Raw genomic sequence first — 26,720 nt, 5'->3', positions numbered from 1 at the left:
TGTGCGGGCGGGTTCAACTGCCCTTAACGAGCATGTACTTGCTGAAATTGTTGATGTGATCATCAAGATTATCCTCAAGCATCATCCGGTACTGATCACAGAAATACTTCAGCATCGCCTCACGCGCCTGGGCCATTTCTTCGCCGGATTTAAAGCTGCGTGCGCTGACCCAGGCATTGAAGCGTGTGGTGCCGAACATCATCGAGGCGCTGACTTTGCCCAGGTCGGCGAACGCCCTGAACTGCTCGTTGGACAGCTCGATGTGCGCGTCCGCGCGATCATAGAAGCCGTTGTCGGTGGTGTCTGGCATTGCGGTTACCTTCCTGTTCGTGAGTGCGGCGAAGGTACCGCCGCGCTCCACAGGAAGGCAACCACATCGGCCGCTTCAGGCCTTATTTATTGCGCGTCACCCTCCACACCGTGTTGGCCAGGTCATCGGCAATGATCAGCGCACCCTTCGGATCAACCGTGACCCCCACCGGCCGCCCGCGAGTCTTGCCATCGTCCCCGCGGAAACCCGTGGCGAAGTCCAGCGGCTCACCGGCAGGCCGGCCATTGCTGAACGGCACGAAGATCACCTTGTAGCCCACCGGATTGTCCCGGTTCCAGCTGCCGTGCTCGCCGACGAAGACGCCGTCGGCATATTTCTCGCCCATGGCCGGGATGGAAAAATCGACGCCCAGCGCGGCAACGTGGGAACCCAGGCTGTAATCCGGCTTGATCGCGGCGGCGACCTTGGCCGGGTTCTGCGGTTGGGCGCGGGTGTCGACGTTCTGGCCCCAATAGCTGTAGGGCCAGCCGTAGAATTCGCCTTCGCGCACCGAGGTCAGGTAATCCGGCACCAGGTCCGGCCCCAGTTCATCCCGCTCGTTGACCACCGCCCACACCTGCCCGGAGCCCGGTTGAATGGTCAATGCCGTCGGGTTGCGCAAACCGGTTGCATAAGGCTTGTGGGCGCCGGTGGCGGCGTCGATCTGCCAGACCATCGCCCGGTCGATCTCGACCTCCATGCCGCGTTCGGTGATGTTGCTGTTGGACCCGATGCCCACATACAGCGAGCGGCCGTCGGGGCTGATCGCCAGGGATTTGGTCCAGTGGTGATTGATCGCGGCGGGCAGCTCGGTGACGGTGGTGGGCGGGCCACCGGCCTTGGTCTGGCCGTCTGCGTAGTCGAAGCGCACCAGCGCATCCTGGTTCGCCACGTACAGCTTGCCGTCGGCAAAGGCCAGGCCGTAGGGCGCGTTGAGGTTTTCGGCGAATACGGTTTTCAACTCGTAGGTGCCGTCACCGTCGGCATCGCGCAGCAGGGTCAGGCGATTGCCGCCCTTGACCTTGGTGTTGCCCTCGGCCTTGATCACGCTGGCGATCACATCCTTGGGCTTGAGTTTCGCTGCGCTGCCGCCCCGGCCTTCGGCGACGAGAATGTCGCCGTTGGGCAGCACCAGGGTCTGGCGCGGGATCCGCAGGTCGGTGGCGATGGCCGTGATGCTGAAACCCTCGGGCACCGTAGGTTTCTGCTCGCCCCAGGCCACCGGTTCGGCGATCTTCATGCTGGGCAACAGGCCGCGCTGGGGTTCCGGCAGCTTGGGGTCGGGGCCGCGAGCTTGAGTGCTGTCGGCTTCGCCACCGCAGGCGCTCAACAACATCGCCATGCTTAAAACGGTCAGCGTGCTGGAAGGCTTCATTGGGCACCTCCCGAGCGCAGGTTGGTCAGCCCGACCCACGTGGTCACGCAGGCCAGCAGGGTCACGACGGCAGACAGCACCAGGCCCGAAGGCATCACGGCCCAGGCATCCTTCGCATGCTCAAAGGCATTCACCAGGCCCAGCGCCCAGGTCACCAGCAACAGCAGGAAGTACACCGTGGGGCGCCCGGCCTTGCGGTCGGCACGCAGCAGGTTGACCAGTGCAAACAACCCCGCCAGCCCGCAGAACAGCAGGGCGCCGGCGATCAGCCAGGCGGCGAAGTTGCTCCATTGGATCTGGTAGGTCTGGTAGTAGGCAATGTCGCTCAGCAGGGCGCCGAGAAACAGCGGGACGGTACCGGCCAGCAAGGTCGCGTGAAGCGGACCAGGCGTGCAGCGGTAGGTGAGGGTGGTGGTGTCGGTCACGGGCGGCTCCTTATCGTTGAGCGGCCCTGATGAGGCTCATCAGGGCCGCGCTGACTGCGCTTAAGGAAGGAGCGTGCTGCTTGCGCGTTAGTTCACCCGCTATTCGTTTCCAAATATGTTGCGTCAGTTGATGCGTGGATGTTGCTGCACCAGGTTTTCGCGCTTGGCTTCCAGCTCGGCGATTTGCGCGTCGATGTCTTCGATCTTCTGCTCGATATTGTCTTCGTGCTCCTGCAGCAGCTCCTTGGCTTCCTCGATATCCGACGCCGCCGGTGCCGCACCGCGCAGGGGTTTGTTGGCGGTTTCCTTCATGGTCAGGGCGGTGAAAAGCCCCAGCACGGCGAACACCATCAGGTAATAGGCTGGCATGTACAGGTTGTTGGTGGTCTCCACCAGCCAGGCCATGGCGGTTGGCGTGAGGCCGGCAATCAGGATCGAGATGTTGAAGGCGCTGGCGAGCGCGCTGTAGCGGATGTGGGTAGGGAACATCGCCGGCAGGGTGGACGCCATCACGCCGATAAAGAAGTTGAGCACCACCGCAATGATCAGCAGCCCCGAGAAAATCAGCCCGAGCTTGCCGCTGTTGATCAGCATGAACGCCGGAATGGCGAGGAAGAACAGCGCGATGCTGCCGAACAGAATGAAGGGTTTGCGCCCGATCTTGTCGCTGACAAAGCCAATCATCGGCTGCACGAACAACATGCCGACCATGATCGCGATGATGATCAACACGCCGTGGTTTTCGCTGTAGTGCAGGTTGTGCGACAGGTAGCTCGGCATGTAGGTGAGCAGCATGTAGTACGTGACGTTGGTCACCACCACCACGCCGACACAGGTCATCAGGCTGCGCCAGTGCTTGGTGGCGACTTCCTTGAACGAGACTTTCGGGCCGCCCGCCAGGCCTTCGCGGTCACCTTGTTCGAGTTGCTCCACGTGCTGTTGAAAGGCCGGTGTTTCTTCCAGGGCATGACGCAAGTACAGCCCGATCATGCCCAGCGGCAGGGCGAGGAAGAACGGCAGGCGCCAGCCCCAGGACTGGAAGGCGTCTTCGCCGATTACCGCCGAAATCAGCACCACCACGCCCGCGCCGAGCACGAAGCCGGCGATGGAGCCGAAGTCCAGCCAACTGCCGAGGAAGCCGCGCTTGCGGTCCGGGGCGTATTCGGCGACGAAGATCGAGGCACCGGTGTACTCACCGCCCACCGAGAAGCCCTGGGCCATCTTGGCCAGCAGCAACAGGATCGGCGCCCAGATGCCGATCGAGTCATAGGAGGGGATCAGCCCGATGGCGAAGGTGCTCAGGGACATGATCACGATGGTCGCTGCCAGGACCTTTTGCCGGCCGTATTTGTCCCCCAGCCGGCCAAAGAACAGACCGCCCAGCGGGCGAATCAGGAACGGCACCGAGAAGGTCGCCAGGGCCGCGATCATCTGTACGCTGGGAGACGCTTCGGGGAAGAACACCTTGCCCAGCACATAGGCGACAAAGCCATACACCCCGAAGTCGAACCACTCCATGGCATTGCCCAGCGCAGCGGCGGTGATCGCCTTGCGCATCTTGGCGTCGTCGACGATGGTGATGTCATCCAATCCAATGGGATTGACGGTTTTCTTGCGTGATTTCATGGGAATACTCAGCCGCAGGTCCATTTCGATGCCACTGTTTTGGTGGCATGCGCTTAATGGGTCAGATACATGCGGACACTGAATAATTCACCACTGGCTGGATTTTTTTGTTAACGGCCAGCGCCTTGCCGGGACAACGCCACCGCATCCGCCCCGGCCGGGATACGCATCGGGCTGTTTGGGTCAGTCGCCGCGCGCCATACGGCTTCAGCCACATCCTCGGCCAACGTAACCTCGGAAGGCTCCCCCCAGGCGGCAAATATGCGTTCCGCCAGGCCTGCGTAAGCCTCGGGAATCAGGATGCGGTTGCGGGCGTTTTCGCCGAAGCGGGTGGTCGGTGCGCGCCCTGGCAATACCAGGTTGGCGCGTACATTGAACGCCGCCAGTTCCAACGCCAGGGATTCGGTGAAGCCGTTCACTGCGCATTTGCTGGCGGTGTACACGGCGAGCAACGGCAACGGTAGCAAGGTCACACTGGAGGTGACGTTGATTACCACGCCGGCCTTGCGCTCACGAAATTGCGGGAGCACGGCCTGGGTCATCGCGATGGTACCGAGGGTGTTGGTCTCGAATACCTCGCGGATCGTTTGCATGTTGATGCCTTCGACCGCGCCCAGCAGGCCGATCCCGGCGTTGTTGACCAGTACATCAACCGGCCCGGCGGCTTCGATGGCCTGCTGGATGCTGGCCTCGTCACTCACATCAAGCGCCAGCACCCGCAGGTGCTCCGAGGGCGGTAGAAGGTCTTCCCGGGGCGTACGCATAGTGGCGATGACCTTCCAGTCCCGGGCCAGGAAGTAGCGAGCGATTTCCAGGCCGAAGCCGGACGAGCAGCCGGTGATCAATACAGTATTCATGGACGTTCCTGCCAGTGGTGAGGGTCGTAAAACGATAGGCCGCGTTGATTGGACTTGCTATGCTTCAAAGTCCAAATTTCATTTGCAGGAGTCCGGTCATGGTCGACCCGCTGGCCGAGATCGTCACATTGCTGCAACCCACCGCAGGCTTTTACAAAGTGGTCAGCGGCGCCGGTGCCTGGCGCGTGCAGCGGGCCCACAATGGGCAGCCGTTTTACTGCGCGGTGCTTGAAGGCCAGTGCTGGCTGACCTTCGACGGCAGGCCGGCGGTACCTTTGCAGGCCGGGGATTTTGTGTTGATTCCGGCTTCCCGGGTGTCCGGCATGTCGAGTGCCGTTGACCTGGAACTGCCGGAAACCACACCCGTTGTGCAGCCTGATGGGGAGTTCCGGATTGGCGAACAGAGCGGGCCGGCGGATATTCGCTTGTTGGTCGGGCATTGTGCGTTTGCCTCACCCGACGCAGCCTTGCTGGTGTCGTTGCTGCCCGAGCTGGTGCATGTGCGCGGGGAGCCGAGACTGGCAACCCTGGTCCATCTTGTGGGTGAGGAGTCACGCAGCCAGCGGCCTGCACGGGAAGTGATTCTGGATCGGTTGCTGGAAGTGTTGCTGATCGAAGCCTTGCGCTCGACAGGCAGTACGACGGCATCCCCCGGGTTGCTGCAGGGCTTGTCTGACGAACGACTGGCGGTCGCTATCCGCCTGCTGCACGAACAACCCATGCGGGCCTGGACGGTGGCGGAACTGGCAAAACACGCCGCACTGTCGCGCTCGACGTTTTTCGAACGCTTCAACCGCGCCGTGGGTGTCGCCCCGATGGCGTACCTGTTGGCCTGGCGCATGGCGCTGGCGAAGAAGCTGCTGCGCAATCAGGCAGGCGGTATCGCCGACATTGCCGAGCAGGTCGGCTATGGCTCCGCCAGTGCCTTCAGCGTGGCGTTTACCCGGTATGCCGGGCAGTCGCCAACCGTTTATGCTCGCGGCGAGGGCGCACCGGTGGATTAACTGATCCGCTCGCCCCCCAGGGAATCACGCTGCATCGACTGCAGGTTTTTCTCGATGGTTTCGCAAAGGGCTTCCATCTGGATCTGGTGCTCGCTGTCGCGGAACGGGCTTTGCAAATCGGTGCCGATGCGTTCGATGGCCAGCAGCATGAAGCCCACCACCGTGGACGCCAGCGGGGTGAACCAGCCCAGGGATTCCACCAGGCCCACCGGCACGATCAGGCAGAACAGCGAGATGAACAGCCGTGGGAAATACACGTAAGGGTAGGGCAGCGGCGTATTGGCGATGCGCTCCATGCCGCCCTGGCTGTTGGACAAATCCACCAGGGTCGACTCCAACCGTGCCAGGCGAATGCTGTCCAGGCGCCCGGCCTTGTATTCCTGGGCCAGCAGGGCTGCGGAGCCGTTGATGATGTCGTTGGAAAAGTTATTGGTACTGGTGCTGCGGGCGAACTCGTCGGCCGGCAGGAAGGCGCGGATTTCCTCCGGGCAAGGCTGGCCCCGCAAGTGCGCCGCCAGGCAGTTCACATACGCCACGTGACGGCGCAGCAAGGTCGCCTTTATCGGGTTGACCTCATTGTCCGGGTCATCCAGCAGCGTCAGCACTTGCCGGGCGAAGCTGCGGGAATTGTTGACCATCGCCCCCCACAACGTGCGTGCCTCCCACCAGCGGTTGTAGGCGCTGCTGTTGCGGAAACTGATCAGCACCACCAGCGCCGAGCCGAGCAGGGTGAGCGGCATCAGCGGCAGGTTGATCTTGCTGTTGAGGAACAGCATGAAGTCCACGGTGACGGCGATATCCCAGAGCAGCAGCCAGAACAGCGCCCAGCCTACATAGCCCATGGTCTTGATGATCAGGCGGTATTTTTTGATGATGGCAGCTTTCAAACGGAAACCTCGCGGCGAGCGGTAAACATCAATGCCCTAGCTCGGACGGTGTTTACCGGGTAAAGGTTCGCCGGCGGGTCGGGTCTTCAGGCCTGGAATGTCAGGACAAAGCGGTTTTCGCCCTGGGGCTTGCCGTCCGGTGCGGGCTGGTCGGGCACGAAACCGCAGCGGGTGAGGACTTTTTGTGAGCCCACATTCTCGGGGTACACGTACGCCACCAGTTGGGTCAGTGCCCAGCGCGCCTGTGCCTCGCGGATCAGATGGTTCAGCGCCAGGGTTGCCAGCCCTTGCCCGCACGAGCGCTCACCCACGCGGTAGCCGACTTCGGCAGAGCCCTTTGGCGAGTCGATGCTTTTCAGGTTGGCGCGACCGACGATTTCGCCGTTGGCGTCTTCGATCACGAACGGGTGCCATGTGCCGGTGGCCAGGCCTGATAGATAACCGTCAATATGCTCGGCGACGCCCTGCACCGAGTAAAACGATGGGTCGCGCGCCTCGATATGCGACTCGAACCAGTCACGGTTACGGGCTTCGAAGGCCAGCAATGCTTCAGTGTCCGTACTGCTCAGCTCGCGAACGCGAAATGACGTCATTGCTCGAATCTCCAGGGTTGTTCTGTCCATTTAGTCATGTTTTCGTCATAAAGGCGTGTGAAATTTGCCTGCCAAAAATATGAAATCATGGAGTTTTTCCGATGAGGGTAGTCACCTCCGGCTCGGCGTATCTGGACATCGATGCATACGCCTGCTGCATTGCGTATGCCGAGTTGTTGAATCGTCAGGGAATCGAGGCGCGTGCCGTCAGCAGTGCTCCACTGAATGCCAGCATCTCCAGGACCGTGCTCGGCTGGCTATCATCACTGGATGACTACCGGCCCGGGCCCGGCGATGAGTTTGTGATGGTGGATATCTCGGACTTCCACCACTTCGACCCGGTGGTCGTGCTCGATCAGGTGGTGGAGGTGATTGACCATCACCCGGGGTTTGAAACCTATTGGGCGCAGAGGCTGGGAAGTGCCGCAGACATCCGTTTGATCGGTGCAGCAGCGACGCAGGTTTTCCTGCGTTGGGAAGCGGCCGGTTTGTTGCCGCTGATCAGTGAGCACAGTGCCGCGCTGCTGGCCACGGCAATCCTGGACAATACCCTGAATTTTACCGGGCAGTTGACCACCGCGGCGGATGTTCGGGCTTATGAAACCCTCGCGCTGCTGGCGAAACTCGCGGCAGACTGGCCTGAGCGGTATTTCTCCGAGTGCCAGGCCACTATCGAGTCAGACCTTGCAGGCGCGTTGGCGGGTGACCTGAAGTGGCTGAAAGCCGACAGCAACCTGCCGCAGGTTTTTGCGCAGATGACGGTGTGGGATGCCGGTGCGCTGATCCGAAAGCATCGCTCGACCATCGCTGATTGGCTGGCGGCGCAGGGGGAGGACTGGCTGGTGAATCTCATCAGTATCCGCGAGTGCAGAAGCTATTTCCTGGCTGAGCCCAAGGTCAGCCAGGAAAAACTGAGCCAGTTGCTTTCCATCGACTGGCAGGCCGGGATGGCGGTGCTGGATCGTTCGCTGTTGCGCAAGGAACTGGTAAGGCTGGCGGCCACTGATTGACGGCGCTCACCAAAGTGACGTTCCTCTTTGATGAACCCGCAATACAATGGCCAGGGTATTACCGAAAAGGAACGTCAGTTGAACGAACACACATTGTCCATGCGCCTTGAGCGCGTGGCGACGCACGTCCCCGCCGGGGCGCGCCTGGCGGATATCGGCTCCGACCACGGCTACCTGCCGGTGGCATTGATGCGCCGCGGCGCCATCGTGGCGGCGGTGGCGGGCGAGGTGGCCCAGACGCCGTTTCGCGCAGCCGAGCGCACGGTGCGCGAGAACGAGCTGGAGCAACACATCACCGTACGCCTGGCCAGTGGCCTGGCGGCGATCGAGCCGGGAGACGGGATCACCGCGATCAGCATCTGCGGCATGGGCGGCGAGACCATCCGCGATATCCTCGACAGCGACAAGGCGCGCCTCAACGGCCGGGAGCGCCTGGTGCTGCAGCCCAACGGCGGCGAGCAACCGTTGCGCCAATGGTTGATGGAGAACGGCTACCGCATCGTGTGCGAAGAGCTGCTGCGGGAGAACCGCTTCTTCTACGAAATCATCGTTGCCGAGCACGCCGGGCCTGTGACCTACACCGCCGAAGAACTGTACTTCGGCCCGCTGCAAATGCAGGCCCGCAGCCCGGAATTCCTGCTCAAGTGGCAGCGCATCCTGCGCCACAAACAGCAGACCCTGAGCGACTTCGCCCAGGCGCGGCAAGCGGTGCCCGAGGACAAGGTGCAAGAGGTCGCCCAGCAGGCGCGGTGGATCGCAGAACTGCTGGCGTGAGGGTCAGCCTGCGAGGGTGTTCAGCTCTGCGAGTACCTCGTCCGAAAGATCCAGCTCGCCCACCGCGATGTTTTCCCGTAGATGGGTGACCGAGGACGTTCCCGGGATCAGCAGGATATTCGGGGAACGGCGCAGCAGCCATGCCAGGGCCAGTTGCATCGGGGTGACGCCGAGGCGCTGTGCGACGTTCGACAACACCGCTGACTGCACTGGCGAGAACCCGCCCAGCGGGAAGAATGGCACATAGGCGATGCCGTCCCGGGCCAATTCGTCGAGCATCGCGTTATCGTGCTGGTGGGCGATGTTGTACAGGTTCTGGACGCACACGAAGCGCACGATTTTTCGCGCCTCGGCGACCTGCGTCGGGGTAACGTTGCTGATGCCGATATGGCGTATCAGGCCCTGTTGTTGCAGCTCGGCAATGGCACTCAGGGGTTCCTCGATCGAGCCTTCGGCAGTGCCCATCACGCCGTGCATGGCCCGCACATTCACCACGTCCAGCACATCCAGGCCCAGGTTGCGCAGGTTGTCGTGCACGGCCTGGGTCAGCTCGGCCTTCGACGAAGCGTTGAACCAGGCGCCATCGTCGCCACGGCGGGCGCCTACCTTGGTGACGATCGTAAGATCGTCTTTATACGGGTGCAGTGCCTCACGAATAATCTGATTGGTGACATGCGGCCCGTAGAAGTCGCTGGTGTCGATATGGTTCACGCCGCAAGCGACGGCCTCGCGCAGTACGGCCAGCGCTGCATCACGGTCCTTGGGCGGGCCAAACACGCCTGGGCCGGCCAGTTGCATGGCGCCGTAGCCGATGCGGTTGACGGTGCGATCGCCGAGATTGAATGTGCTGGTGGTCATGGTCGGAGCTCTTGCTTGACGGGAGGAAGCCTATAATATGAAGGATCCTTCAGGTTTAGAATTCGCATTCCATGAGCCCTCTCAAAGCGTCGTTAAAGCCAAGAAAATCAGCGGTCCAGGCCCGGTCGGCGGCGACGGTGGAAGCGCTGCACACGGCAACCCTTCAGGTTTTGACCGCTCAGGGCCTGGTCCGCTGCACCACGACCCGCGTGGCCGAGCGGGCGGGCATGTCGGTGGGCAGTCTCTATCAGTACTATCCGAACCGCGATGCACTGCTTGCTGCGGTATTGGAGAAGCATCTGGTGCAGGTGGCCGAGACCGTCGAGCAGGCGTGCGATCAACACCAGGGCACCACGGTGGCGGAAATGGCATCGGGGTTTGTCACGGCTTTTCTCGCCGTGAAGCTGATGGACCCGACGGCGTCCAAAGCCCTGTATGCCATCGCAGGTGAGCGGGGCGGTGCGGAGCTTGTGGCGCGGATCAACAAGCGGGTGGTGGCCGCGATTGCAGCGATGTTGGCGACGGCGTCGGATGCGCGTTTTGAAGACCCATCCCTTACCGCCGCCATCTCGCTCAGCGCGGTGGTGGGACCGGTTCGGGCGTTGCTTGAAGGCAATGCATCTGCGGCCTTTGAAGCCGGCCTGGAACAGCAGGTGACCCGCATGCTGCGAGCTTATCTTCAAACCTATCAGTCACTTACGTAAACCGTGTTCAGGGTATTTTGCAGCGCTGCTTCGCACTAAAGTCACATCCATGGGTCCATAAGCCCCGCAATCGAACTTTGAAGATTTAACCCATGCACCTACGCAAAATTGCAGTTGGGCTGTCGGCCCTTGTTTTGCTCTCCACCGGGGCGCAAGCCCGTGGCCTGCTGGACCTCATCACACCGCCTCAATCCCATACCTCTCGCTCGGGCTCCATCAGTCAGGGCGCGGCCCTGGGTCTGTATTCAAGCCAACAGAAAAAGCCATCGTTCGACAGTTGCGCCGACCTGTTCCCGGCCGCACAACCGATCAACACGGCCACCGTGCCGGCCACCATGAAACCCCTGGCGCTGTGTTCCGATAATTTCGCGGTGCTGTACTCGCAAACCAGCAAGACCCCGCTGGTGGTGGTCGAACGCCTGAATGCCGGCCAGTTGAAGGATGCCAAAGGCGAAGAACGCACCAACCAGTTCTACCCCGACCCGCGTATTCCCAAAGGCGCGCGCGCCGAGTTGAGCGACTACCGTGGCCAACACCCGGCCGTGGACCGTGGCCATCAATCCCCGGCGGCGGATGCGCCGAGCACCAACGCCATGGCCCAGTCCTTTGCGCTGTCGAACATGGTCCCGCAAGACCCGACCAACAACCGCAAGATCTGGAGCAAGGTCGAGGCGGACGTGCGCAAGTTTGCCAAGCGCGCCGACGGCAATGTGTTCGTGTTCACCGGGCCGTTGTTTGACCCGGGCTACAGCACCATTGGCGACAACAAGGTCTGGGTGCCGACCCGCCTGTTCAAGCTGGTTTACGACGTGTCGTCCAAGCGCGCCTGGGCGTATGTACTGCCCAACGCTGAAACCCGTATCGAGAAGCCGATGGACTACGCGACGTTTGTGAAAACCACCGGGCTCAAGTTGCTCGGGAATTTGCCGGTGACGGGGTCAGTCGGGCGTACTTGACGGCCTGAAACCGGGTGCGTCACTTGCCCTTTTTCAACGTCTTCAAGCGCAACGTTGCGCGCTGCACAGCGGCCATCTTCTCTGGCCGCTTCATCTTTTTCCATTTGCGAATATCGTCCTTGGTGCGTCCACAACTCACGCACAGCTCACCACTGAGCTGGCAGGTTGAGACGCACGGGTTCTCGATATCTTTAGCCAAGGCTTTACCCCTTTACCGCATACAGTTTGAGCAGGCGCAGGCGCCAATTGCCGCCATGCTGCAGGTGGCATTCTTCCTCGGAGTCGAAGCGCACGTAGCGGTGCGAAGAAGGGCGATCCACCCCGGCATCCTCCAGCGCGGTGGCCGTCAGCTCGCGCATGCGCAGGTCCAGTCCGGTAGAAAGGGCCAGTTCCCGGTTCGCCCTGGTATCGAATACCCAGATGACCAGCAGGCTTTGGGCAAAGGCCTGGTAGTCGACTTCGTGGGTCAGCCAGTCGAAGCCGGTGATTTCGGCCTTGGCGATTTCACAGGCTTCGGTCAGGGTCGCGACCAGGCGACGCTCGATGCGTGCGCTGTCGCGTTTGCTTGAAGACATGGGGATTCCTTGAGGAGCGAGGAGGGTGATGATACGCGAGAGATCCACTGTAGGAGCTGTCGAGCTTTAGCGAGGCTGCGATGGCGGACTGGCAGGCGACATCTTTATTGCCTGACAGGACCTCTTCGCAGCCTCGCTGAAGCTCGACAGCTCCCACACTGGATTCGTGTTGCCCTTCAGATATTGATCGTTCCCACGCTCTGCGTGGGAATGCCGCCTCGGACGCTCTGCGTCCAGCTGACGATGCAAGGTTCAAGTCCTGCGCAATGGTGACGCGGAGCGTCACAGGATGTATTCCCACGCAGAGCGTGGGAACGATCAACTGTGCGAGCCTGCGAAGATCAACTGAGGGAGCTGTCGAGCTTTAGCGAGGCTGCGATGGCGGACTGGCAGGCGACATCTTTATTGCCTGACAGGACCTCTTCGCAGCCTCGCTGAAGCTCGACAGCTCCCACACTGGATTCGTGTTGCCCTTCAGATATTGATCGTTCCCACGCTCTGCGTGGGAACGCCGCCTCGGACGCTCTGCGTCCAGCTGACGATGCAAGGTTCAAGTCCTGCGCAATGGTGACGCGGAGCGTCACAGGATGTATTCCCACGCAGAGCGTGGGAACGATCAACTGTGCGAGCCTGCGAAGATCAACTGTGGGAGCTGTGTTGCCCATCACATATTTTTAGGCCGATCCAGCTTGCGCGTCATGGTGTACACCGCCACGCCGGCCGCCAGGATGCCCGAGGCCGCGCCGACCGCCAACGCCCAGCGCGGGCCAAGATGGTCGGCCACCCAGCCCACAATCGGTGCGCCAATCGGTGTGCCGCCCAGGGCCACGCCCACCCGCAGGGCGATTACCCGGCCGCGCATGGAAGGTTCGGTGGTGAGTTGCATCAGGCTGTTGGTGGTGTTGCTGAAGGTCAGGGCGCCCACGCCGATGATCACCAGCGCCCCGGCGAACAACCCATAGTTCGGGGCAATCGCCGCCAGCGTGCAGCCCACCCCGAACACCAGCGCGCCGATCAACAACGCCTTGAAGTGTGGCCGCTCGCGACCGGCTGCGAGCAGCGCCCCGGCAACGGTGCCGATGGCCAGGGTCGACGTCAGCAGGCCATAGCCGCGGGCATCGGCGTGGAACACGGTGACAGCCATGGTCGAGATGAAGATCGGAAAATTCATGCCGAAGGTGCCGATCAAGAACAGCATGATCAGGATCGCCATCAGGTCCGGCCGCGCCCACACATAGCGCAGGCCTTCAGTCAGGCTGCCCTTGGTGCGCAGCGCCCGCAGGCTGGTGTGCAGGCCGGAAACCCGCAGCAGAAACAGCGAGGCCAGCACCGCGAAAAAACTCGCGCCATTGAGCAGGAACGCCCAGCCGGTGCCCACCGACGCGATGGTCACGCCGGCCACCGCCGGGCCAATCATGCGCGCCATGTTGAACGAGGTGGAATTGAGCGCGATGGCATTGGACAGGTCCGCTTCGCCCACCAGCTCCGCCACGAATATCTGCCGCACCGGTGCATCGAAGGCCGAGGCGCAGCCGGACAAAAACGCGAACACATACACGTGCCACAGCTGCACGATGCCGGTCAGGGTAAACACCCCCAGCATCAGCGCCAGCACGCCCATCACGCCCTGGGTGACCATCAGCAGCTTGCGCTTGTCGTAGTGATCGGCGGCGAAGCCGGTCCAGGGCAGCAACAGCAATTGCGGCCCGAACTGCAACGCCATGACGATGCCGACGGCCGACGCGTTATGCGGCGTGAGCTGGGTCAGCACCAGCCAGTCCTGGGCCGTGCGTTGCATCCAGGTGCCGATATTCGACACCAGGGCGCCGGCGGCCCAAATGCGGTAGTTGACGCTGCGCAGCGAGCGGAAAATGCCCATCGAACTCACACCGGCCCTGAGGAATGACCACCGTTGAAGCGCCCGAAATGCTGCGCCAGGAATACACTCAGGGCCAAGGCCCCGAGCCCGAGGGCGAGCACATCAGCGGTGCTTTTGAGGTCGAAGTCCCCGACCCGGCAGACCAGCACGTAGCCGATCACCAGGTTGAGAAAACCCCAGAGCACATTCAGCGTCGAGGAGGACCGCCCCTGGCCGCGCGGCTTGGCAAACGGCGTTTGGAAGGACTGGCCCATCAAGCCACTGAGGCAATGGGGCAGCGCGTTGGCAAGCAATACGCCGCCGAAGAAATAAGACACCAGCTCATGCCATTGCATCGTCACGCCCCCCTTGTTGCAAGCAAGCCGATGATCTCTTGCGCGGTGCCGGTTTCCCCCAGCTTCGGGAATACCTGGTTCAGGCTGTAGTGATGGGCCTCGGCGTTCGCGTCGGTCATGGCATCGACGGCCAGGGTCACGTTGAAGCCGGCCTCGTAGGCCTGGCGCGCGGTGGACTCCACGCCGGTTCCGGTAGCAACGCCGGTGATCACCACTTGGGTCACGCCGCGTGCTTTGAGTTGCGCCTCAAGATCAGTGCTGGCGAAGGCACCCCAGGTGCGTTTGGTCACCCCAATGTCGCTGGGTTGCTGATCGAGTTCGGGCAACAGGTCGGCCCATCCTGGTGGAAACACATCACTGCGCCGTGGCCGCTCGGTGCGCCCGGGGGCGAAGCCTGTGACGTTGACCAGCACCACCGGCATGCCGCGGTCGCGGAACGCGTCGAGCAGTGCACGGGAGCGTTCCACCACGGCGCCGATGGGGTGGATGAACGGGTATTCGGCGATGCCTTTCTGCAAGTCCACGATGATCAGCGCGGTGTTGGGATCCAGCAAGGTGACGGCCATGGGATGTCCTCGAACGGGTAGGGGGCTCAAAAGTCGGCGAGGCGCTCCAGCAGCTTTACCGCTGCCGCGAGTTCAGCTTGTTCTTCGGCAGACAGTTGCTCCTGCAGCGCCCGCAGCAGCCAATCGTCCTTGGCCGCCCGGCTGGCGATCAGGTGCTTACGAAAGCCGGGAGTCAGCTCGATCAGGGTTTGGCGCCCATCGCTGGGGTCGGGTTTGCCCCTGATCGCTTTCATCGTTTCCAGCCCGGCCACGGTGATGCGCATGGACTGCGGCCGCACGCTCTCCGCCCGGGCCAGGGCCGAGACGGTGCTGGGCCCGTCTCGGTCCAGGCGCAGCAGCACCGACTTCTGGGCGGAAGTGAAATCGTTCGGATGGGTTTGTTCCCGCAGCCGGCGTATCAGCTTGCCCAGGGAGATGCGCAGCTCGGCAGCCAGGGCGGCGGATTGGGTTTCGGAGGTGATGGAAGGTTTGTTCATGCCGGGACGTTAGCATGCTTGCAGAAAAACTGTACAGTTTAGCTGTATGAATTTTTTGTCATAAAAGCCCGCGTCAACGGTCCTTTTGCCGGGGCATTTGTGATCCTGGCTGCGCTGGCGTGTGCGACCGGGCAAATCCGGGTGCATTTCTCGGCCATTACCGCCGCCAGCCTGGCCTTCCAGACGGTGGTGTTCTCGTTCCTGAGCCTGCTGGTGTGGTTGCTGGACGAGACGCTGCAGTCATCGTTCATCGTGGGCTCGGTGCTGGTGCTGGTGGGGATTGTGGTGGTGAGTGGGCATGATCTTTTAAGGCTGCGCATGGCCAGCCTCGTCAAGGACTGATACGTTCACCAGGCCGGCCATTCCTGGACGTACTTCCTCCCTTCACAGGCGCTCAATCGTGACACCAGACATTGATGAAGAACGCCGCCAACTCAAGGCGGCCTGCACTGAAGAGATCAATGGGTTTGCAGAGCCCACGCCCGCCCAGTGGTTCCAGGAAATGGCGGACTGGGCACAGGCCAACCATGTGTCCCATGACAACTATGGCAGCGGTGCCTTGATCGAAGGCTTTGAAGCCAAGGTTGCCGAATTGTTGGGCAAGCCCGCGGCAGTGTTCATGCCCAGTGGCGTGATGGCGCAATTGATTGCGCTCAATATCTGGAGCGAGCGAAGCCGGCTACCGCGCTTCGGGATACACGCGTCCTCGCATTTGCAGCTGCACGAAGAGCAGGCGTTCCAGGCCTTGCTGCACTTGCATGGGGTGATGGTGGGCCACCGCTTGCGACCGATCCTGGCCGACGACCTCGCAGCGATTGCCGAGCCATTGAGCTGCCTGGTGGTGGAGCTGCCTGCCCGGGAGATCGGTGGGCAACTGCCTGAATGGCATGAACTGGAGGCCTTGAAGGCGACGGCGGCGGCCTCGAATACACCGCTGCATATGGACGGGGCCCGCCTATGGGAAACCCGCGCCTACTACCAGCGCTCTTACGCCGAAATCGCTGAAGGTTTCTCCTCCGTGTACGTCTCGGCCTACAAGGGCCTCGGCGGTATCGCCGGCTCGCTGCTGGCGGGCGACACCGACTTTATCCAGCAGGCCCGCCTGTGGCGTAAACGGCTGGGCGGCACCTTGATAAAGCAGAGCCCGATGGTGGTCTCCACGGCCATGCGCTTTGACCAACGCCTGGGGATGCTGGAGGCCTGCTATCAGCGCGCCTTGCGCCTGGCGACCTGCCTGCAAGCGATTCCCGGCATTCGCATCCTGCCGCGCACGCCTCAGGTGAACATGCTTCACCTGTATTTCGACGCAGACTGCGCGGCACTGCTCAACGCCCGTGATGAGATTGCCCGCCAGCACGGGTGTTGGCTGTTCACACACCTGCAACCCACCGAGGTGCCGGGATGGTGCAAGACCGAATGCTATGTGGGTGACCGATTGTTGGGCGTGGATGATGAACGGGTTCTGCAACTGTTCACGGACTTGATGAGCCGCGCATTGACCTGATCGACATGCATGCGCGGCTTTTTCCCGGCCTATCAAGTGTGTTGATAGCGGTACTCCTGAGTCACCCCTTCATAGCCGTAGGCACTGGCTCGGCAGTCGATGATATGCACATTGGAGTGCGGGTGCAGGTTGCCGATCAACTCCGCCAACAGCGTGTAGGCCTCACGATGAAAACGCGCCTTTTGCGCCTTGGTGTTGGTCTCATCGGTCACGGTGACTTCCAGGCGGAATGCGTTGCGCCCGTGTTCGGCCAGCGAGCGGTTATGAATGAACCACTGGTCGTGCGGCACAAAATCGAGAATCAGCAAGGTCTGCTCCGGGCGTTTCTCGAGCACTTCACAGGTCAGTGCAGTGAGCTGCGGGACGAGCTGGCGGACCAGTTCGGGATTGCGTTCTCCGGAGATTTTCAGGGTGATGCCTGGCATGGCGAATTCCTCGTAAGGGTAGGGTGAGGTGCCAGATTAAGAAAATTATTCGGATCTGAAAAACGGGAAGATATAATGATATCTATCGGAAAAAACGCAGGTTAGACATGCGCCCCTTTGACCTTGAGCAACTGCGCTCCTTCGTCACCATCCTGGAATCCGGCAGCCTTTCGGCGGCCGCGCCCAAGCTGTGCCGTTCCCAGTCCGCGCTCAGTGAGCAACTTCGCAAGCTGGAAACCTTCACCGGCGTGACGCTGCTGGAGCGCGGCAAAAAAGGCGTGAGCCCCACACCTGCCGGAGAGCGCCTGCTGGCACATGCGCGTGAATTGCTCGCGCTGAGTGACTGCGTGCTTGAGGACATGCGCGGCGTGACCTTGAGCGGCGAACTGCGCCTGGCCATCACCGACTATTTTTTGCCGAGCGCCATCGCGGGCATGTTGAAGGGTTTGCGCACGCGATATCCGCAGCTTCGGTTGCATGTTTCGGTGCGCAAGAGCCTGCAAATCGAAAAGGGCGCCAACAGCGGCGAATTCGACATTGGCCTGTCGATGCGCATCCTCGATGGTCGCAGCCTTCCCGAAGGCATTCCCGTACGACGAGAGGCCCTGCGGTGGGTGGCACTCAGTGGGTTCGACGCACAGCACCAACTCGCGGCGCCGCTGCCGTTGGTGGTACTTCCCCAGGATTGCAGCTTGCAGCGGTTCACCATCGACCTGCTGGATGCGCGCGGGGTGCCGTATGTCATTGCGCATTCCGCGTCCGGGGTGGCGGGCCTGCAATCGGCACTGCTGGCGGGGCTGGGCGTGGCGTGCCTGAACAGCTCGGCCGTGCCTGCCGGGGCCGAGGCATGCCGGACGATTCAAACGCTTCCGGCGTTGCCCGATGTCGAGTTCAGCCTGTTACCGCCGCGTCCGGGCGAGGCTTCGCTGGTCAGTGCAGTGCGAGAAATGTTGATCACGCACTTTTCCTAGCGGCTCAAGATCGCCGGCTGGCCCCCGGCGGCTGCCCGGTGACGCGCTTGAATGCCCGGCTGAACGCGGCCTGGGAGTTATAGCCAAGGCGCTGCGCCACGGTTTCAATGGGCAGCCGCTCCAGCGTCAGCCACTGGCTGGCCAGGCGCATCCGCAGTTCGGTGGCGTAGCGCAACGGTGGCGTTCCGATTGTGGTTTGAAAGTGTTGGGCGAACACCGAGCGCGAGGTATGACACTGCGCCGCCAGCTCTTCCACCGTCCAGTCGCGCCCAGGCTGTTGATGCAACGCCAGCAGGGCCTTGGCCAGGCGCGGGTCGCGTAGCGCGGCCACCAGGCCGGACGCATTCCCGCAGGCACATTCGACCCAGCCCCGAACAACCATGGCCGCCACCACGTCCGCCAGGCGCGCCAGTATGCCGGCGAAGCCGATGCGGGCGCTGCTGACTTCACGCTCCATGGCCGCCAGGATCGGCATCAACCCCGGATAACGTTGGCCCTTGGCGTCGATCAGCATCAGGTCCGGCATCAGGCGGCCAAGGCCGTGCAAACTCCCCAGTTCAAACTCCATGCAGCCGCTGAAGAGCAGGGTGCTTTGAGCCACGCCTGCATCGGGGCGGGCATCCACGGCACACACCGCATCGCCGAGGGCTGCGGCGTTGAAGCTGTCGATGTCCTGCACCGGCACCTCCGGGCTGGAGAGCAACTGATGGGCGCCCCCGTGGGAGATGAACACGGCGTTGCCCGGCGTCAGTTCGTACTGCGTGCCGTCCTCGGTACGCAGGGTGACGCCGCCGGCGGCGACAAGGTGGAAGTACGCATGCCCGGGTTTGGCCGCAAAGCCCAGGCCAAACGCCGGCCCGGCCTGGATGCGGCGGTACTCGACGCCCCGCAGGCGCATGCCGCGCAGCAGCTCGTTGATGAGGTCAGAGGACACGTCGAACGGTTCTGGAGGCATCATTTTCGGGGTTTCGGTAAAGGATTCAAGATTTTGCATCATAGATCATCCTGCCCTGCGTACCTAGACTGGCGGTCGCGATAACTTTTGGAGGGTGACCAGTGATGAGCAGTTGTGTGTGTGACGCCGTAACCGGTGCAGATGTGGCGCCCGCGACACCGGCCTGGATGGCGGTGTTTTCGTTGGCGATGGGCGTGTTCGGATTACTCACGGCGGAGTACCTGCCGGCCAGTTTGTTGACGCCGATGGCGTCCGAACTCGGCGTCTCGGAAGCCTTGGCAGGGCAGGCGGTGACAGTCACGGCGGTGGTGGCGTTGTTCGCCGGTTTGCTGGTACCGGGCCTGACCCGCGGGATCGACCGGCGCGTGGTGCTGTTGTGCTTCAGCGCACTGATGATCTGCTCCAACCTGCTGGTGGCGGTCTCGTCGAGCCTCACGGTGTTGCTGCTGATGCGCGTCCTGCTGGGCATCGCCCTGGGTGGCTTCTGGAGCATGGCGGCGGCGGTGGCGATGCGGCTTGTACCGGCGGCCCTGCTGCCGCGTGCCTTGTCGATCATCTTCAGCGGCATCGCGGTGGGCACTGTCGTGGCGGTGCCGCTGGGCAGCTTTTTGGGTGGGCTTTACGGCTGGCGCAGCGCGTTTCTCGCCGCCGCCGCAGTGGGCGGCGTGACCCTGGTGTTCCAGCTGTTCACCCTGCCGCCGCTCGCACCCCGCAGGACCGCCCGCTTGAGGACGGTGCTGGAAGTGCTGTTGCGTCCGGGCATTGCCGTGGGCATGTTGGGGTGCGTGCTGGTGCACACCGGGCACTTTGCGCTGTTCACCTATATCCGGCCATTCCTGGAAAGCACCACTGGCGTCGATGCCGAGGGGCTGGCGTTGATGTTGCTGGGATTCGGTGTTGCGAACTTTGCCGGCACGCTGCTGGCCGGCTGGCTGCTGGTGCGTCTGCCGCGTGGAACATTGGTGCTGATGCCCGCGCTGGTGGGCGTTGCGGCGCTCGCCCTGGCGCTGTTGCCAGCAACCGTGACCGGGCAGGTGTGGTTGTTGATGCTGTGGGGCCTGGCGTTTGGCGGGGTGCCGGTGGCCTGGTCGAACTGGGTGGCGCGGGCAGTGCCTGACCAGGCCGAAAGCGCCGGGGGCATGGTGGTGGCTTCAGTGCAGTCGGCGATTGCCGCCGGGGCGGCGGCAGGCGGTGCGATGTTCAGTTTCAGTGGTATCGGCGGGGTCTTTGTCGCGGCAGGTATCTTGATGCTGTTGGCGGCACTGTTGATTGCGCTGAAGGTGAAGGTTGAAGCGCCTCCACAAGGTGCAGAGGCGGGGCCGGTGTTTCATCTCTGAAACCGTGTTAGAGGCAGGGGGCGAGAATAAACGCATGCGCTTCGCCCCCTTTCAGTCCGCTTGATCAATCCTGCTGGTTTTGGGCTCAGGTCCGACTCCGAGCAATCGTAGCTGAACGACCGCCTGCTGATCATTGACCTGCAGCGACCCTCGTATCTCTCTTTACTTCAGTAGCTGCGCAAAATAACCTCTGCCTCGCAGGCACCGTCCTGCTCCTTCAGGTTTGGCAAGGCGCTTCACACTCACCAGCACCGCCTGGCAGGTGTCATGGTGCTTGCACGTTGAGGTTCTGCGATGAGCGCAGTCGTTGATCATGGCGTCCGTTTCGGACGAATTGCAGTAACGCTTCCCGTAAAGGACATGGGCAGGGCCCATGATTTTTACACCAGGGTCCTGGGGTTTACGAAAGCCTTCGAAAATGGAAACCCGATCGGCTTCATGATTCTGCAGCGCGACCAGGGCGAGCTGCATTTGACCTTGCAACCCAACCATCCAGCTGCCGCGTTCACGATTGCCCACCTGATGGTGGACGATGTCGACAGGCTGCACGCCGCTTGCGTGCAGCATGGGGCGAGGATCATCAAGCGCCTCAAGGATCAGGATTACGGGTTGCGGGCGTTTGTGTTCGAAGACCCGGACGGGAATCGTATTGATGTAGGTCAGCCGCTCTAACCGAGCAATCAGGGAAGATAATGTTGACGACTACCGATGTTGTTCACACGCTGCGTGCACCGTCAGAGCTTGATTACTACGACACCCGGTCAGCCCCGCTGCCTACTGAAATCACCGCGCTGGATGCCTGGAACATCATGACCGGCGAACCGGGGCCGTTGATGCAGGTGGCTTTCCGAATCAGGGATGCCATTTCCTCGTTGTTTGGTGTGAAGCGCATCGGTGGGTTCTCCGGCACCTTGCGCGAGGCTGTGCAGGTCGGCGACCGGCTGGACTTCTTCCTGGTGGAACGCAGCGCGCCCGACATGCTGGTGCTGACCGAGCGTGACCGGCACCTGGATGTGATGATCTGCCTTTCAATCGCTGACCGTGTACTCACGATCACCTCGTCGGTTGTCACCCATAACACCTATGGGCGCCTCTACATGCTGCCAGTGGGGCCAGCGCACAAACTCATTGTGAATGCTCACCTACGACGACTTGAACGAACGTTGCAAGAGACAGCCGCAACGCCCGGCGGGTAGGCACGTTCACCGCCCGCCGGGAGGTGGATCAATTGCCTTTTTCAGCCGCCAAGAAGTACGCAACCAACGCATTGGCGTGACCATGGCCCATGCCGTGTTCAGTCTTGAGCAAGGCCACAAGCTCCATATGCTTCCTGGAACTGGCGGCCTTGAGCAGATCCAGCCAGTGGCTAATGGGTTGCCCATAGTTTTTTTCGATGGAGGGGAAGTACGACGCTGGCCCTTTTGTTTTTGTGTCGTCGGTCATGATGCAAACTCCCTTTTTGCTGAGGTGATAATGCCCGGATAACGTTACCGCTCTGGACTCACCGGGTCCACCGTACGGCCCGTCACTACACGCCCCCCTTGGCCTCACCAATCAGAATATCCTCGAAGAACGCCCCGACCGGTTGTGTGGGATGGCAGATCTGTATCTCCAGCACCCAGACCATCTCGCTCGGTACGATCTCGACCTCAGCCAGCTTGTCCTGCCCGAACAGGGCATGGGGGAAGTCGGCGATGCGGTGCCCGGCCAGGTTGCGCTCAAGGCGCCAGCCCTTGGAGAGGGCGCTACCCTCAGCGAAGTCATACAGCTCGCGTCCGGTCAGCCCGTGATGCCAGGCGTCGCGGGTTTCGTCGAAGACTTCATGCAGTGCCTTCACACAGGCACCATGCAACGGGTGCTCGCCGAATACGAAGGTGTCGCCATAGTCGCCTTCATAGCCATCCCACACCGGGCCAAGGTCGACCACGGCGATATCGGTGGGCCGCAGCTTGCGCAGCAGGTCGATGCCTTGGCGGGGTGTGCGGATGGTGTCTTCGCCAAAGCGAATATAGGTGGGATGCCAGGTGTGAGACGCGCCCATGGCCTGCAATGTCTCGCTGGCCATTGCGAGGGCTTGCGCCGTGGTCATGCCGACTTTCAATTGATCGGCGATGGCGGCCAGGGCCCTGACCGTTTGCTCGCGGGCCGCGAGCATGCCGTCCAACGAGTAGCGCGGGCCGACTTTTTCCAGCACCGGGTGCCGCGTGTTGAGCGACTCCGCTGGCGTCAATGCACCGCTGGGGACGAAGGCTTCGGCGACAAAGCGATGAGCCTGGGCGCCCGCTGCCAGGCAGGTTTCGCGGACTTGGCTGATCATCTTGCTGTTGCCGCAGGCATAGATCTGGCTCTCCGCCCAGTGGTGGGGCTGTGTCAGCGCAACCTGTTGCACGCGGGCGTCTACCGACTGCACTCGATGCCAGTGAAAGCGTGGATGTGCCTGGCTGGCTCGCTCAAGAAACTCAGCGTCGTAGAAGTCTGCCGGCGACGAGTTCCCCCAATACAGGGTGACTTCGGCCTGGCGGGCCAGGGCCGTCAGCAACAAGGGCTTGATACCGGCATAACCGGTCCCGGTAGCGAACAGCACAACAGGGCGCTCATCGTCGTGTTGCCAGGTGCAGGCGCCCACGGGGCCTTCGAGTTTCACCGCATCGCCCACTTGCAGGGTCGGCAGGATGCGTTCGGAAAACAGGCCGCCGCTGACCTGGCGAATATGAAACACCAACCGGCCTTGGTCCTGCGCGGGCAGATTGGCCACGGAGAAACAGCGGCTGTCGCCATCGTCGAGGCGAAACCTGAGGTACTGGCCGGCCCGGACTTCGAGTGGCTGGGCAGTCAGCAACACCAGCTCGACGATGTCGGCGCTCAACGCGCGTTTGCTGATCACCTGTGCGCTGGCTTCCAGCGCGGGCGTGTCCAGTGACCAGCCGGGGATTTCCAGGCGCATGTCGCTGCAGGCATGGCTCTGGCACAGCAACATCTCGTCAGCCGCGAGCGGATAAGACGGGGCAGGGGTGTCGGGTGTGCGCAGCTTTTCCCGGTGCTGGCCCGACACCACCTTGACCTTGCACGACCCGCAGGCGCCGCGCCGGCAGGAAAAGGGTACGGCGAGACCGCTGGCCAGCATGGCGTCGAGCAGCAATTGATCGGCAGCTTCGAAGGATTTGCCCGAGGGCAACAATTCAACGACATGGCGGTTTTGCATAAACACCTCGGGGCAATTGAGGCTCGATTGTTGCGGTAGACTAGGACCAGGAGAACCTCCAGTTTTGGATAATTCATATGGTCCAGCTTCGCAAATGGCGCCCGTTGCTCAAACTCGATGGGGCGCAGCCGCAGGCGTCCTACAGAAAGATCGTCGAGGGCCTGGTGAGTGCGATTGTCGAGGGCCGCCTGCGCCCCGGAGCGCTGTTGCCCGGCACGCGGGAGATGGCGCAACTGCTGGACGTCAACCGCAAGACGGTGATCCTTGCCTACGAGGAGGCGGTGACCAAGGGCTGGCTGGTCAGCATTCAACGTCGCGGCACCTTCGTCAGTTCGCAGCTGGCGACAGGCGCGGTGCCGGCCACCCGCGCCCCGAAGTCGTTTGCCCCGGCATTGCGGGAGGCGCCTGCGGCGGCCTATTTCACCCCGGGCGAACAGGTGACAGCCCTGCAACACCGGCCCGGCGCGCTGTTTTTTGACAATGGTGCCTGTGACCATCGCTTGCTGCCGCAAGCCGTGCTGCACCGCTATTACCGCAATGCCTTGCGCAACAGCTTTACCACCAACACCGTGCGCCATGGCAGCGAAGGCAGCGGCCAGTACCTGCGCGATGCCCTGGCCGAAATGTTGCGCCACAATCGCGGCCTGACGGTCGGCGCGCCGCAGATTTGCCTGACCCAAGGCGTGCAGATGTCGCTGTACCTGACCGCCAGCGCGCTGCTCAAACCCGGTGATGTGGTGGTGGTCGAACGCCTGAGTTACCCACCGGCCTGGGAGATTTTCCGCCAGTTGGGTGCGCAACTGGTCACCGTGGACCTCGACGACGAAGGTTGCCGGGTCGACCAACTCGCCGAGCTGTGCCGCCTGCATTACGTACGGATGATGTACGTCACCCCCCATCACCAGTTTCCTACCACCGTCAGCCTGCGTGCCGGACGTCGCCAGCAGCTCCTGGAACTGGCCCGGCTGCATGACTTCTGCATCATCGAGGAAGACTACGACCACGAATACCACTTTGCCGGACGGCCCTATTTGCCCCTGGCCAGTGACAGCGCCCAGCGTCATGTGATCTACATCGGCTCGCTGTCCAAGTCCCTGGGCAGCACCTTCCGTTGCAGCTATATCGTTGCCCCGTCGAACCTCATCGAAGTGCTCGAACGTACGGCGGCGGTGAGCCTGGGCCAGGGCGATGCCGTGATGCAGCGGATGCTCGCGGACCTGATCAACGATGGCGAATTGAAGAAGCACCTGCGGCGGGTTTCCAGGGAATACCGTCGGCGTCGGGAGACCCTGCTCAGTTGTTTGCTGGAAGCTTTTGGCGAGCAGATCTCTGTGCAGGAACCCGAAGGCGGGCTGGCGCTGTGGGTAAAGTTCGCCGACTCAATCGACGTCGACCGACTGGCCGAAAAAGCACTGGAGCTGGACTTGGTGGTGCGCAGCGGTCGCCTTTTTTCACCGTTTGATCATCCTGAAAATGCCTTGCGCCTGGGCTTCGCCTCGCTCAATTCGGAGGAAATCCGCGTCGCTACGCAGCGCTTGGCTCAGGCGGCGCGGGCGATTGGGGAAGTGGCTAAATAGTTACGCCGGCTGACGCCCACACTGTTCAGTCCGGAAGTGGAGATCTAACAAGCAAAGAAAAACCAATGTGGGAGCGGGCTTGCTCGCGAATGCGGTGGGCCAGTCAGCATATTTTTCACTGACAGACCGCATTCGCGAGCAAGCCCGCTCCCACAGTTGATCTTTGTTGGATTGGGCATTGCGTTAACACCAGCCGAACCTAGCGCGACAACACCGGCGCCGCGCCTTTTTCCTCCACGCCCACCTCATGCAGCGAAATCCGCGACGTCTCCGGCAACGCCAACCCGCCCGCCAACGCCAGCACCGCCACCGCAATCAGATAAAACGCCGGCGACAGGTTGCTGCCGGTGGTACTGATCAACCACGTCGCCACCAACGGCGCCGTACCGCCAAAGATCGTGTACGCCATGTTGTAGGTAATCGCCGAAGCCGTATACCGCGTGCGTGTCGGAAAGGTCTCCGACAACAACGCCGCCGTCACCACTCCACACAGCACCGCGCCCACCGCCAGCAACATCACCCCTACCACCGATGCCGCGAACGACCCGGAACTGGCCATCAGGAACGACGGGTACACCACCACAATCAACAACACACACGCCGTCATCACCGTGACCCGACGCCCCACCCGATCCGAATACAACCCTGCCAGCGGGCAGATCGCCGCCGCGAAAATCAGCGCAATCAGCGATACCAGCAACGCCACCGCCCGACTCAAGCCACCCGCCACCTGCAGATACGTCGCGAAGTAGGTGGTGAACATATAAAACGACAACGCCGTGAGCGACACAAAAGCGCCCAGGCAACAGATCGCCGCACCATGGTTGCGCAAGGTTTCCTTGAGGGGAGAGTGCGCTACCGCGTGCTCCTGCTTCACCGCCTGGAAGGCCGGCGTCTCATCCAGCTTCCAGCGCAGGTAAAGCCCCACCAGCCCCAGCGGCGCAGCGATCAGGAACGGCAAGCGCCAGCCCCAGCTGCCCATTGCCTCGGCGGACAGCGAAGCCTCCAGGGCGTACGCCACCACGGCCGCCGCAGCGAACGCAGAAAACGTCGACACCGGCACAAAACTGCCATACCAGGCGCGCTTGTCACTGGGCGCGTGCTCCATCAGATAGGCACAGGCCCCGGCGTATTCGCCCCCGGCGGAAAAACCCTGGGCGCAGCGAATCAACGACAACAGAATCGGCGCCGCCACGCCGATGGCGGCGTAGGTGGGCAGCAGGCCGATCAGCGTGGTGGCGCCGGCCATCAGCAAAATCGTCATGGCCAGCGTGCGTTTGCGCCCGATCCGGTCGCCGAGCATGCCAAAGAAAATCCCGCCCAGGGGCCGGAAGGCGAAGGCCACCGCGAACACCGCAAAGGTCTTCAGCAACGCCGCGCTGGCGTCACCGCTGGGGAAGAATTGCTGGGCGATGGTGGTGGCGAGAAAACCGTAGACGGCGAAGTCGAACCACTCCACGAAGTTACCGATACCGGCGGCGATGATCACTCTGCGCAGGGTTTGGGGGCTGACCTGTTCGGTGGATGGGCTCGTCATGG

At 62.2% G+C, this 26,720-nt stretch carries 31 protein-coding genes; 12 read left to right on the top strand and 19 right to left on the bottom strand.

Annotation, left to right across the window (positions count from 1 at the left end):
• Positions 1–13: 13 nt before the first annotated feature.
• From HX786_RS07485 to HX786_RS07465, 5 genes are all read right to left on the bottom strand, one after another.
• Positions 14–310, bottom strand: a complete 297-nt coding sequence (locus HX786_RS07485) for a DUF3144 domain-containing protein (RefSeq protein ID WP_003207921.1) — start codon at positions 308–310, stop codon at positions 14–16.
• Positions 311–392: 82 nt separating this feature from the next.
• The gene (locus tag HX786_RS07480) at positions 393–1,685 is read right to left on the bottom strand and encodes a sorbosone dehydrogenase family protein (protein ID WP_177040508.1); all 1,293 of its coding nucleotides are present in this window, start codon (positions 1,683–1,685) and stop codon (positions 393–395) included.
• Positions 1,682–2,110 (bottom strand): DUF2231 domain-containing protein, encoded by a 429-nt coding sequence (locus tag HX786_RS07475; protein ID WP_003207924.1) that lies wholly within the window; start codon positions 2,108–2,110, stop codon positions 1,682–1,684. Before HX786_RS07475 ends, HX786_RS07480 begins: the two co-directional genes overlap by 4 nt.
• 123 nt (positions 2,111–2,233) lie before the next feature.
• Positions 2,234–3,736 (bottom strand): glycine betaine/L-proline transporter ProP, encoded by a 1,503-nt coding sequence (gene proP, locus HX786_RS07470; RefSeq protein ID WP_003207926.1) that lies wholly within the window; start codon positions 3,734–3,736, stop codon positions 2,234–2,236.
• Between the two features lie 110 nt (positions 3,737–3,846).
• The gene (locus HX786_RS07465; RefSeq protein ID WP_178911896.1) at positions 3,847–4,593 is read right to left on the bottom strand and encodes an SDR family oxidoreductase; all 747 of its coding nucleotides are present in this window, start codon (positions 4,591–4,593) and stop codon (positions 3,847–3,849) included.
• Positions 4,594–4,691: 98 nt separating this feature from the next.
• On the opposite strand from HX786_RS07465, the gene HX786_RS07460 reads away from it, so the two are divergent.
• Positions 4,692–5,597: an AraC family transcriptional regulator gene (locus tag HX786_RS07460; RefSeq protein ID WP_177069249.1), complete on the top strand. Its 906-nt coding sequence runs from the start codon at positions 4,692–4,694 to the stop codon at positions 5,595–5,597.
• On the opposite strand, the gene HX786_RS07455 is transcribed toward HX786_RS07460, so the two are convergent.
• Both HX786_RS07455 and HX786_RS07450 read right to left on the bottom strand, forming a co-directional pair.
• The gene (locus tag HX786_RS07455) at positions 5,594–6,484 is read right to left on the bottom strand and encodes a bestrophin family protein (RefSeq protein WP_087692921.1); all 891 of its coding nucleotides are present in this window, start codon (positions 6,482–6,484) and stop codon (positions 5,594–5,596) included. The two genes, HX786_RS07460 and HX786_RS07455, sit on opposite strands and share 4 nt — an antisense overlap.
• Positions 6,485–6,570: 86 nt before the next feature.
• On the bottom strand, positions 6,571–7,077 hold the full coding sequence (locus HX786_RS07450) for a GNAT family N-acetyltransferase (RefSeq protein WP_102605056.1): 507 nt from the start codon (positions 7,075–7,077) through the stop codon (positions 6,571–6,573).
• A 101-nt stretch (positions 7,078–7,178) separates the two neighbouring features.
• Between HX786_RS07450 and HX786_RS07445 the strand changes: the two genes are divergently transcribed.
• Entirely contained in the window at positions 7,179–8,087 is a 909-nt protein-coding gene (locus HX786_RS07445; protein ID WP_102368488.1) for a bifunctional oligoribonuclease/PAP phosphatase NrnA, read from the top strand.
• 78 nt (positions 8,088–8,165) lie between these two features.
• Positions 8,166–8,861, top strand: a complete 696-nt coding sequence (locus HX786_RS07440; protein ID WP_178911909.1) for a tRNA (adenine(22)-N(1))-methyltransferase TrmK — start codon at positions 8,166–8,168, stop codon at positions 8,859–8,861.
• Positions 8,862–8,864: 3 nt separating this feature from the next.
• Here HX786_RS07440 and HX786_RS07435 read toward each other — a convergent pair whose 3' ends face one another.
• Positions 8,865–9,719, bottom strand: a complete 855-nt coding sequence (locus HX786_RS07435) for an aldo/keto reductase family oxidoreductase (RefSeq protein ID WP_008433296.1) — start codon at positions 9,717–9,719, stop codon at positions 8,865–8,867.
• Between the two features lie 71 nt (positions 9,720–9,790).
• On the opposite strand from HX786_RS07435, the gene HX786_RS07430 reads away from it, so the two are divergent.
• Positions 9,791–10,423 (top strand): TetR/AcrR family transcriptional regulator, encoded by a 633-nt coding sequence (locus tag HX786_RS07430; protein WP_023659027.1) that lies wholly within the window; start codon positions 9,791–9,793, stop codon positions 10,421–10,423.
• A 92-nt stretch (positions 10,424–10,515) separates the two neighbouring features.
• Positions 10,516–11,379, top strand: a complete 864-nt coding sequence (locus HX786_RS07425) for a DNA/RNA non-specific endonuclease (protein WP_003207938.1) — start codon at positions 10,516–10,518, stop codon at positions 11,377–11,379.
• Positions 11,380–11,398: 19 nt separating this feature from the next.
• Here HX786_RS07425 and HX786_RS07420 read toward each other — a convergent pair whose 3' ends face one another.
• The 6 genes from HX786_RS07420 to HX786_RS07395 all read right to left on the bottom strand — a co-directional run bounded on the left by HX786_RS07420 (position 11,399) and on the right by HX786_RS07395 (position 15,210).
• Positions 11,399–11,578, bottom strand: coding sequence for a DUF1289 domain-containing protein (locus HX786_RS07420; RefSeq protein WP_003207939.1), 180 nt, complete (start codon positions 11,576–11,578; stop codon positions 11,399–11,401).
• Positions 11,579–11,582: 4 nt separating this feature from the next.
• The gene (locus HX786_RS07415) at positions 11,583–11,954 is read right to left on the bottom strand and encodes a hypothetical protein (RefSeq protein ID WP_003207940.1); all 372 of its coding nucleotides are present in this window, start codon (positions 11,952–11,954) and stop codon (positions 11,583–11,585) included.
• A gap of 664 nt (positions 11,955–12,618) precedes the next feature.
• Positions 12,619–13,833: an MFS transporter gene (locus tag HX786_RS07410; RefSeq protein ID WP_177009648.1), complete on the bottom strand. Its 1,215-nt coding sequence runs from the start codon at positions 13,831–13,833 to the stop codon at positions 12,619–12,621.
• Positions 13,834–13,838: 5 nt separating this feature from the next.
• Positions 13,839–14,168 (bottom strand): hypothetical protein, encoded by a 330-nt coding sequence (locus tag HX786_RS07405; protein WP_102368490.1) that lies wholly within the window; start codon positions 14,166–14,168, stop codon positions 13,839–13,841.
• A gap of 2 nt (positions 14,169–14,170) precedes the next feature.
• Positions 14,171–14,734: an isochorismatase family protein gene (locus HX786_RS07400; RefSeq protein WP_178911895.1), complete on the bottom strand. Its 564-nt coding sequence runs from the start codon at positions 14,732–14,734 to the stop codon at positions 14,171–14,173.
• A gap of 26 nt (positions 14,735–14,760) precedes the next feature.
• Positions 14,761–15,210: a MarR family winged helix-turn-helix transcriptional regulator gene (locus HX786_RS07395; protein WP_003214523.1), complete on the bottom strand. Its 450-nt coding sequence runs from the start codon at positions 15,208–15,210 to the stop codon at positions 14,761–14,763.
• Between the two features lie 99 nt (positions 15,211–15,309).
• Between HX786_RS07395 and HX786_RS07390 the strand changes: the two genes are divergently transcribed.
• On the top strand, positions 15,310–15,552 hold the full coding sequence (locus HX786_RS07390; RefSeq protein WP_256344209.1) for a hypothetical protein: 243 nt from the start codon (positions 15,310–15,312) through the stop codon (positions 15,550–15,552).
• Positions 15,553–15,610: 58 nt separating this feature from the next.
• A complete protein-coding gene (locus tag HX786_RS07385; protein WP_178911894.1) occupies positions 15,611–16,714 on the top strand; it encodes a beta-eliminating lyase-related protein in 1,104 nt (367 codons plus the stop codon).
• A gap of 32 nt (positions 16,715–16,746) precedes the next feature.
• Here HX786_RS07385 and HX786_RS07380 read toward each other — a convergent pair whose 3' ends face one another.
• Entirely contained in the window at positions 16,747–17,139 is a 393-nt protein-coding gene (locus HX786_RS07380; RefSeq protein ID WP_003214522.1) for a tautomerase family protein, read from the bottom strand.
• Between the two features lie 107 nt (positions 17,140–17,246).
• Here HX786_RS07380 and HX786_RS07375 point away from each other — a divergent pair, with 107 nt between their 5' ends.
• Positions 17,247–18,110, top strand: coding sequence for a LysR family transcriptional regulator (locus tag HX786_RS07375; RefSeq protein WP_003214521.1), 864 nt, complete (start codon positions 17,247–17,249; stop codon positions 18,108–18,110).
• Between the two features lie 4 nt (positions 18,111–18,114).
• Here the strand turns inward: HX786_RS07375 and HX786_RS07370 are convergent, their stop codons facing one another.
• Positions 18,115–19,104 carry an AraC family transcriptional regulator gene (locus HX786_RS07370; protein WP_178911893.1) on the bottom strand — a complete coding sequence of 330 codons (990 nt, stop codon included), beginning with the start codon at positions 19,102–19,104 and terminating at the stop codon, positions 18,115–18,117.
• A 65-nt stretch (positions 19,105–19,169) separates the two neighbouring features.
• On the opposite strand from HX786_RS07370, the gene HX786_RS07365 reads away from it, so the two are divergent.
• The 3 genes from HX786_RS07365 to HX786_RS07355 all read left to right on the top strand — a co-directional run bounded on the left by HX786_RS07365 (position 19,170) and on the right by HX786_RS07355 (position 21,598).
• A complete protein-coding gene (locus HX786_RS07365; RefSeq protein WP_178911892.1) occupies positions 19,170–20,402 on the top strand; it encodes an MFS transporter in 1,233 nt (410 codons plus the stop codon).
• 294 nt (positions 20,403–20,696) lie between these two features.
• Complete coding sequence (locus HX786_RS07360) at positions 20,697–21,074, top strand: glyoxalase/bleomycin resistance/extradiol dioxygenase family protein (protein ID WP_008438853.1); 378 nt, start codon at positions 20,697–20,699, stop codon at positions 21,072–21,074.
• Positions 21,075–21,094: 20 nt separating this feature from the next.
• Entirely contained in the window at positions 21,095–21,598 is a 504-nt protein-coding gene (locus HX786_RS07355; protein WP_102368493.1) for a DUF2867 domain-containing protein, read from the top strand.
• Between the two features lie 28 nt (positions 21,599–21,626).
• Here HX786_RS07355 and HX786_RS07350 read toward each other — a convergent pair whose 3' ends face one another.
• Positions 21,627–21,845, bottom strand: a complete 219-nt coding sequence (locus HX786_RS07350; RefSeq protein ID WP_003214516.1) for a DUF4287 domain-containing protein — start codon at positions 21,843–21,845, stop codon at positions 21,627–21,629.
• 85 nt (positions 21,846–21,930) lie between these two features.
• On the bottom strand, positions 21,931–23,604 hold the full coding sequence (locus tag HX786_RS07345) for a M24 family metallopeptidase (protein WP_178911891.1): 1,674 nt from the start codon (positions 23,602–23,604) through the stop codon (positions 21,931–21,933).
• A gap of 77 nt (positions 23,605–23,681) precedes the next feature.
• Between HX786_RS07345 and HX786_RS07340 the strand changes: the two genes are divergently transcribed.
• Positions 23,682–25,181, top strand: a complete 1,500-nt coding sequence (locus HX786_RS07340; protein WP_178911890.1) for a PLP-dependent aminotransferase family protein — start codon at positions 23,682–23,684, stop codon at positions 25,179–25,181.
• A gap of 199 nt (positions 25,182–25,380) precedes the next feature.
• Here the strand turns inward: HX786_RS07340 and HX786_RS07335 are convergent, their stop codons facing one another.
• A complete protein-coding gene (locus tag HX786_RS07335) occupies positions 25,381–26,718 on the bottom strand; it encodes an MFS transporter (protein ID WP_178911889.1) in 1,338 nt (445 codons plus the stop codon).
• Positions 26,719–26,720 lie beyond the last annotated feature (2 nt).

Origin of the sequence: Pseudomonas sp. 21615526 (assembly GCF_013386245.1) — a bacterium.
GTDB lineage: Bacteria > Pseudomonadota > Gammaproteobacteria > Pseudomonadales > Pseudomonadaceae > Aquipseudomonas.
The sequence above is the reverse complement of the archived record's forward strand: the minus strand, read 5'-3'. Positions and strand labels throughout refer to the sequence as shown.

Excerpts from the sequence above, each read along its gene's own strand:
- HX786_RS07485 (WP_003207921.1), bottom strand. The coding sequence starts at position 310 with ATGCCAGACACCACCGACAACGGCTTCTATGATCGCGCGGACGCGCAC.
- HX786_RS07480 (WP_177040508.1), bottom strand. The coding sequence starts at position 1,685 with ATGAAGCCTTCCAGCACGCTGACCGTTTTAAGCATGGCGATGTTGTTG.
- proP (WP_003207926.1), bottom strand. The coding sequence starts at position 3,736 with ATGAAATCACGCAAGAAAACCGTCAATCCCATTGGATTGGATGACATC.
- HX786_RS07465 (WP_178911896.1), bottom strand. The coding sequence starts at position 4,593 with ATGAATACTGTATTGATCACCGGCTGCTCGTCCGGCTTCGGCCTGGAA.
- HX786_RS07460 (WP_177069249.1), top strand. The coding sequence starts at position 4,692 with ATGGTCGACCCGCTGGCCGAGATCGTCACATTGCTGCAACCCACCGCA.
- HX786_RS07450 (WP_102605056.1), bottom strand. The coding sequence starts at position 7,077 with ATGACGTCATTTCGCGTTCGCGAGCTGAGCAGTACGGACACTGAAGCA.
- HX786_RS07445 (WP_102368488.1), top strand. The coding sequence starts at position 7,179 with ATGAGGGTAGTCACCTCCGGCTCGGCGTATCTGGACATCGATGCATAC.
- HX786_RS07435 (WP_008433296.1), bottom strand. The coding sequence starts at position 9,719 with ATGACCACCAGCACATTCAATCTCGGCGATCGCACCGTCAACCGCATC.
- HX786_RS07430 (WP_023659027.1), top strand. The coding sequence starts at position 9,791 with ATGAGCCCTCTCAAAGCGTCGTTAAAGCCAAGAAAATCAGCGGTCCAG.
- HX786_RS07425 (WP_003207938.1), top strand. The coding sequence starts at position 10,516 with ATGCACCTACGCAAAATTGCAGTTGGGCTGTCGGCCCTTGTTTTGCTC.
- HX786_RS07415 (WP_003207940.1), bottom strand. The coding sequence starts at position 11,954 with ATGTCTTCAAGCAAACGCGACAGCGCACGCATCGAGCGTCGCCTGGTC.
- HX786_RS07410 (WP_177009648.1), bottom strand. The coding sequence starts at position 13,833 with ATGGGCATTTTCCGCTCGCTGCGCAGCGTCAACTACCGCATTTGGGCC.
- HX786_RS07405 (WP_102368490.1), bottom strand. The coding sequence starts at position 14,168 with ATGCAATGGCATGAGCTGGTGTCTTATTTCTTCGGCGGCGTATTGCTT.
- HX786_RS07400 (WP_178911895.1), bottom strand. The coding sequence starts at position 14,734 with ATGGCCGTCACCTTGCTGGATCCCAACACCGCGCTGATCATCGTGGAC.
- HX786_RS07395 (WP_003214523.1), bottom strand. The coding sequence starts at position 15,210 with ATGAACAAACCTTCCATCACCTCCGAAACCCAATCCGCCGCCCTGGCT.
- HX786_RS07380 (WP_003214522.1), bottom strand. The coding sequence starts at position 17,139 with ATGCCAGGCATCACCCTGAAAATCTCCGGAGAACGCAATCCCGAACTG.
- HX786_RS07375 (WP_003214521.1), top strand. The coding sequence starts at position 17,247 with ATGCGCCCCTTTGACCTTGAGCAACTGCGCTCCTTCGTCACCATCCTG.
- HX786_RS07370 (WP_178911893.1), bottom strand. The coding sequence starts at position 19,104 with ATGCAAAATCTTGAATCCTTTACCGAAACCCCGAAAATGATGCCTCCA.
- HX786_RS07365 (WP_178911892.1), top strand. The coding sequence starts at position 19,170 with ATGAGCAGTTGTGTGTGTGACGCCGTAACCGGTGCAGATGTGGCGCCC.
- HX786_RS07360 (WP_008438853.1), top strand. The coding sequence starts at position 20,697 with ATGAGCGCAGTCGTTGATCATGGCGTCCGTTTCGGACGAATTGCAGTA.
- HX786_RS07355 (WP_102368493.1), top strand. The coding sequence starts at position 21,095 with ATGTTGACGACTACCGATGTTGTTCACACGCTGCGTGCACCGTCAGAG.
- HX786_RS07350 (WP_003214516.1), bottom strand. The coding sequence starts at position 21,845 with ATGACCGACGACACAAAAACAAAAGGGCCAGCGTCGTACTTCCCCTCC.
- HX786_RS07345 (WP_178911891.1), bottom strand. The coding sequence starts at position 23,604 with ATGCAAAACCGCCATGTCGTTGAATTGTTGCCCTCGGGCAAATCCTTC.
- HX786_RS07340 (WP_178911890.1), top strand. The coding sequence starts at position 23,682 with ATGGTCCAGCTTCGCAAATGGCGCCCGTTGCTCAAACTCGATGGGGCG.
- HX786_RS07335 (WP_178911889.1), bottom strand. The coding sequence starts at position 26,718 with ATGACGAGCCCATCCACCGAACAGGTCAGCCCCCAAACCCTGCGCAGA.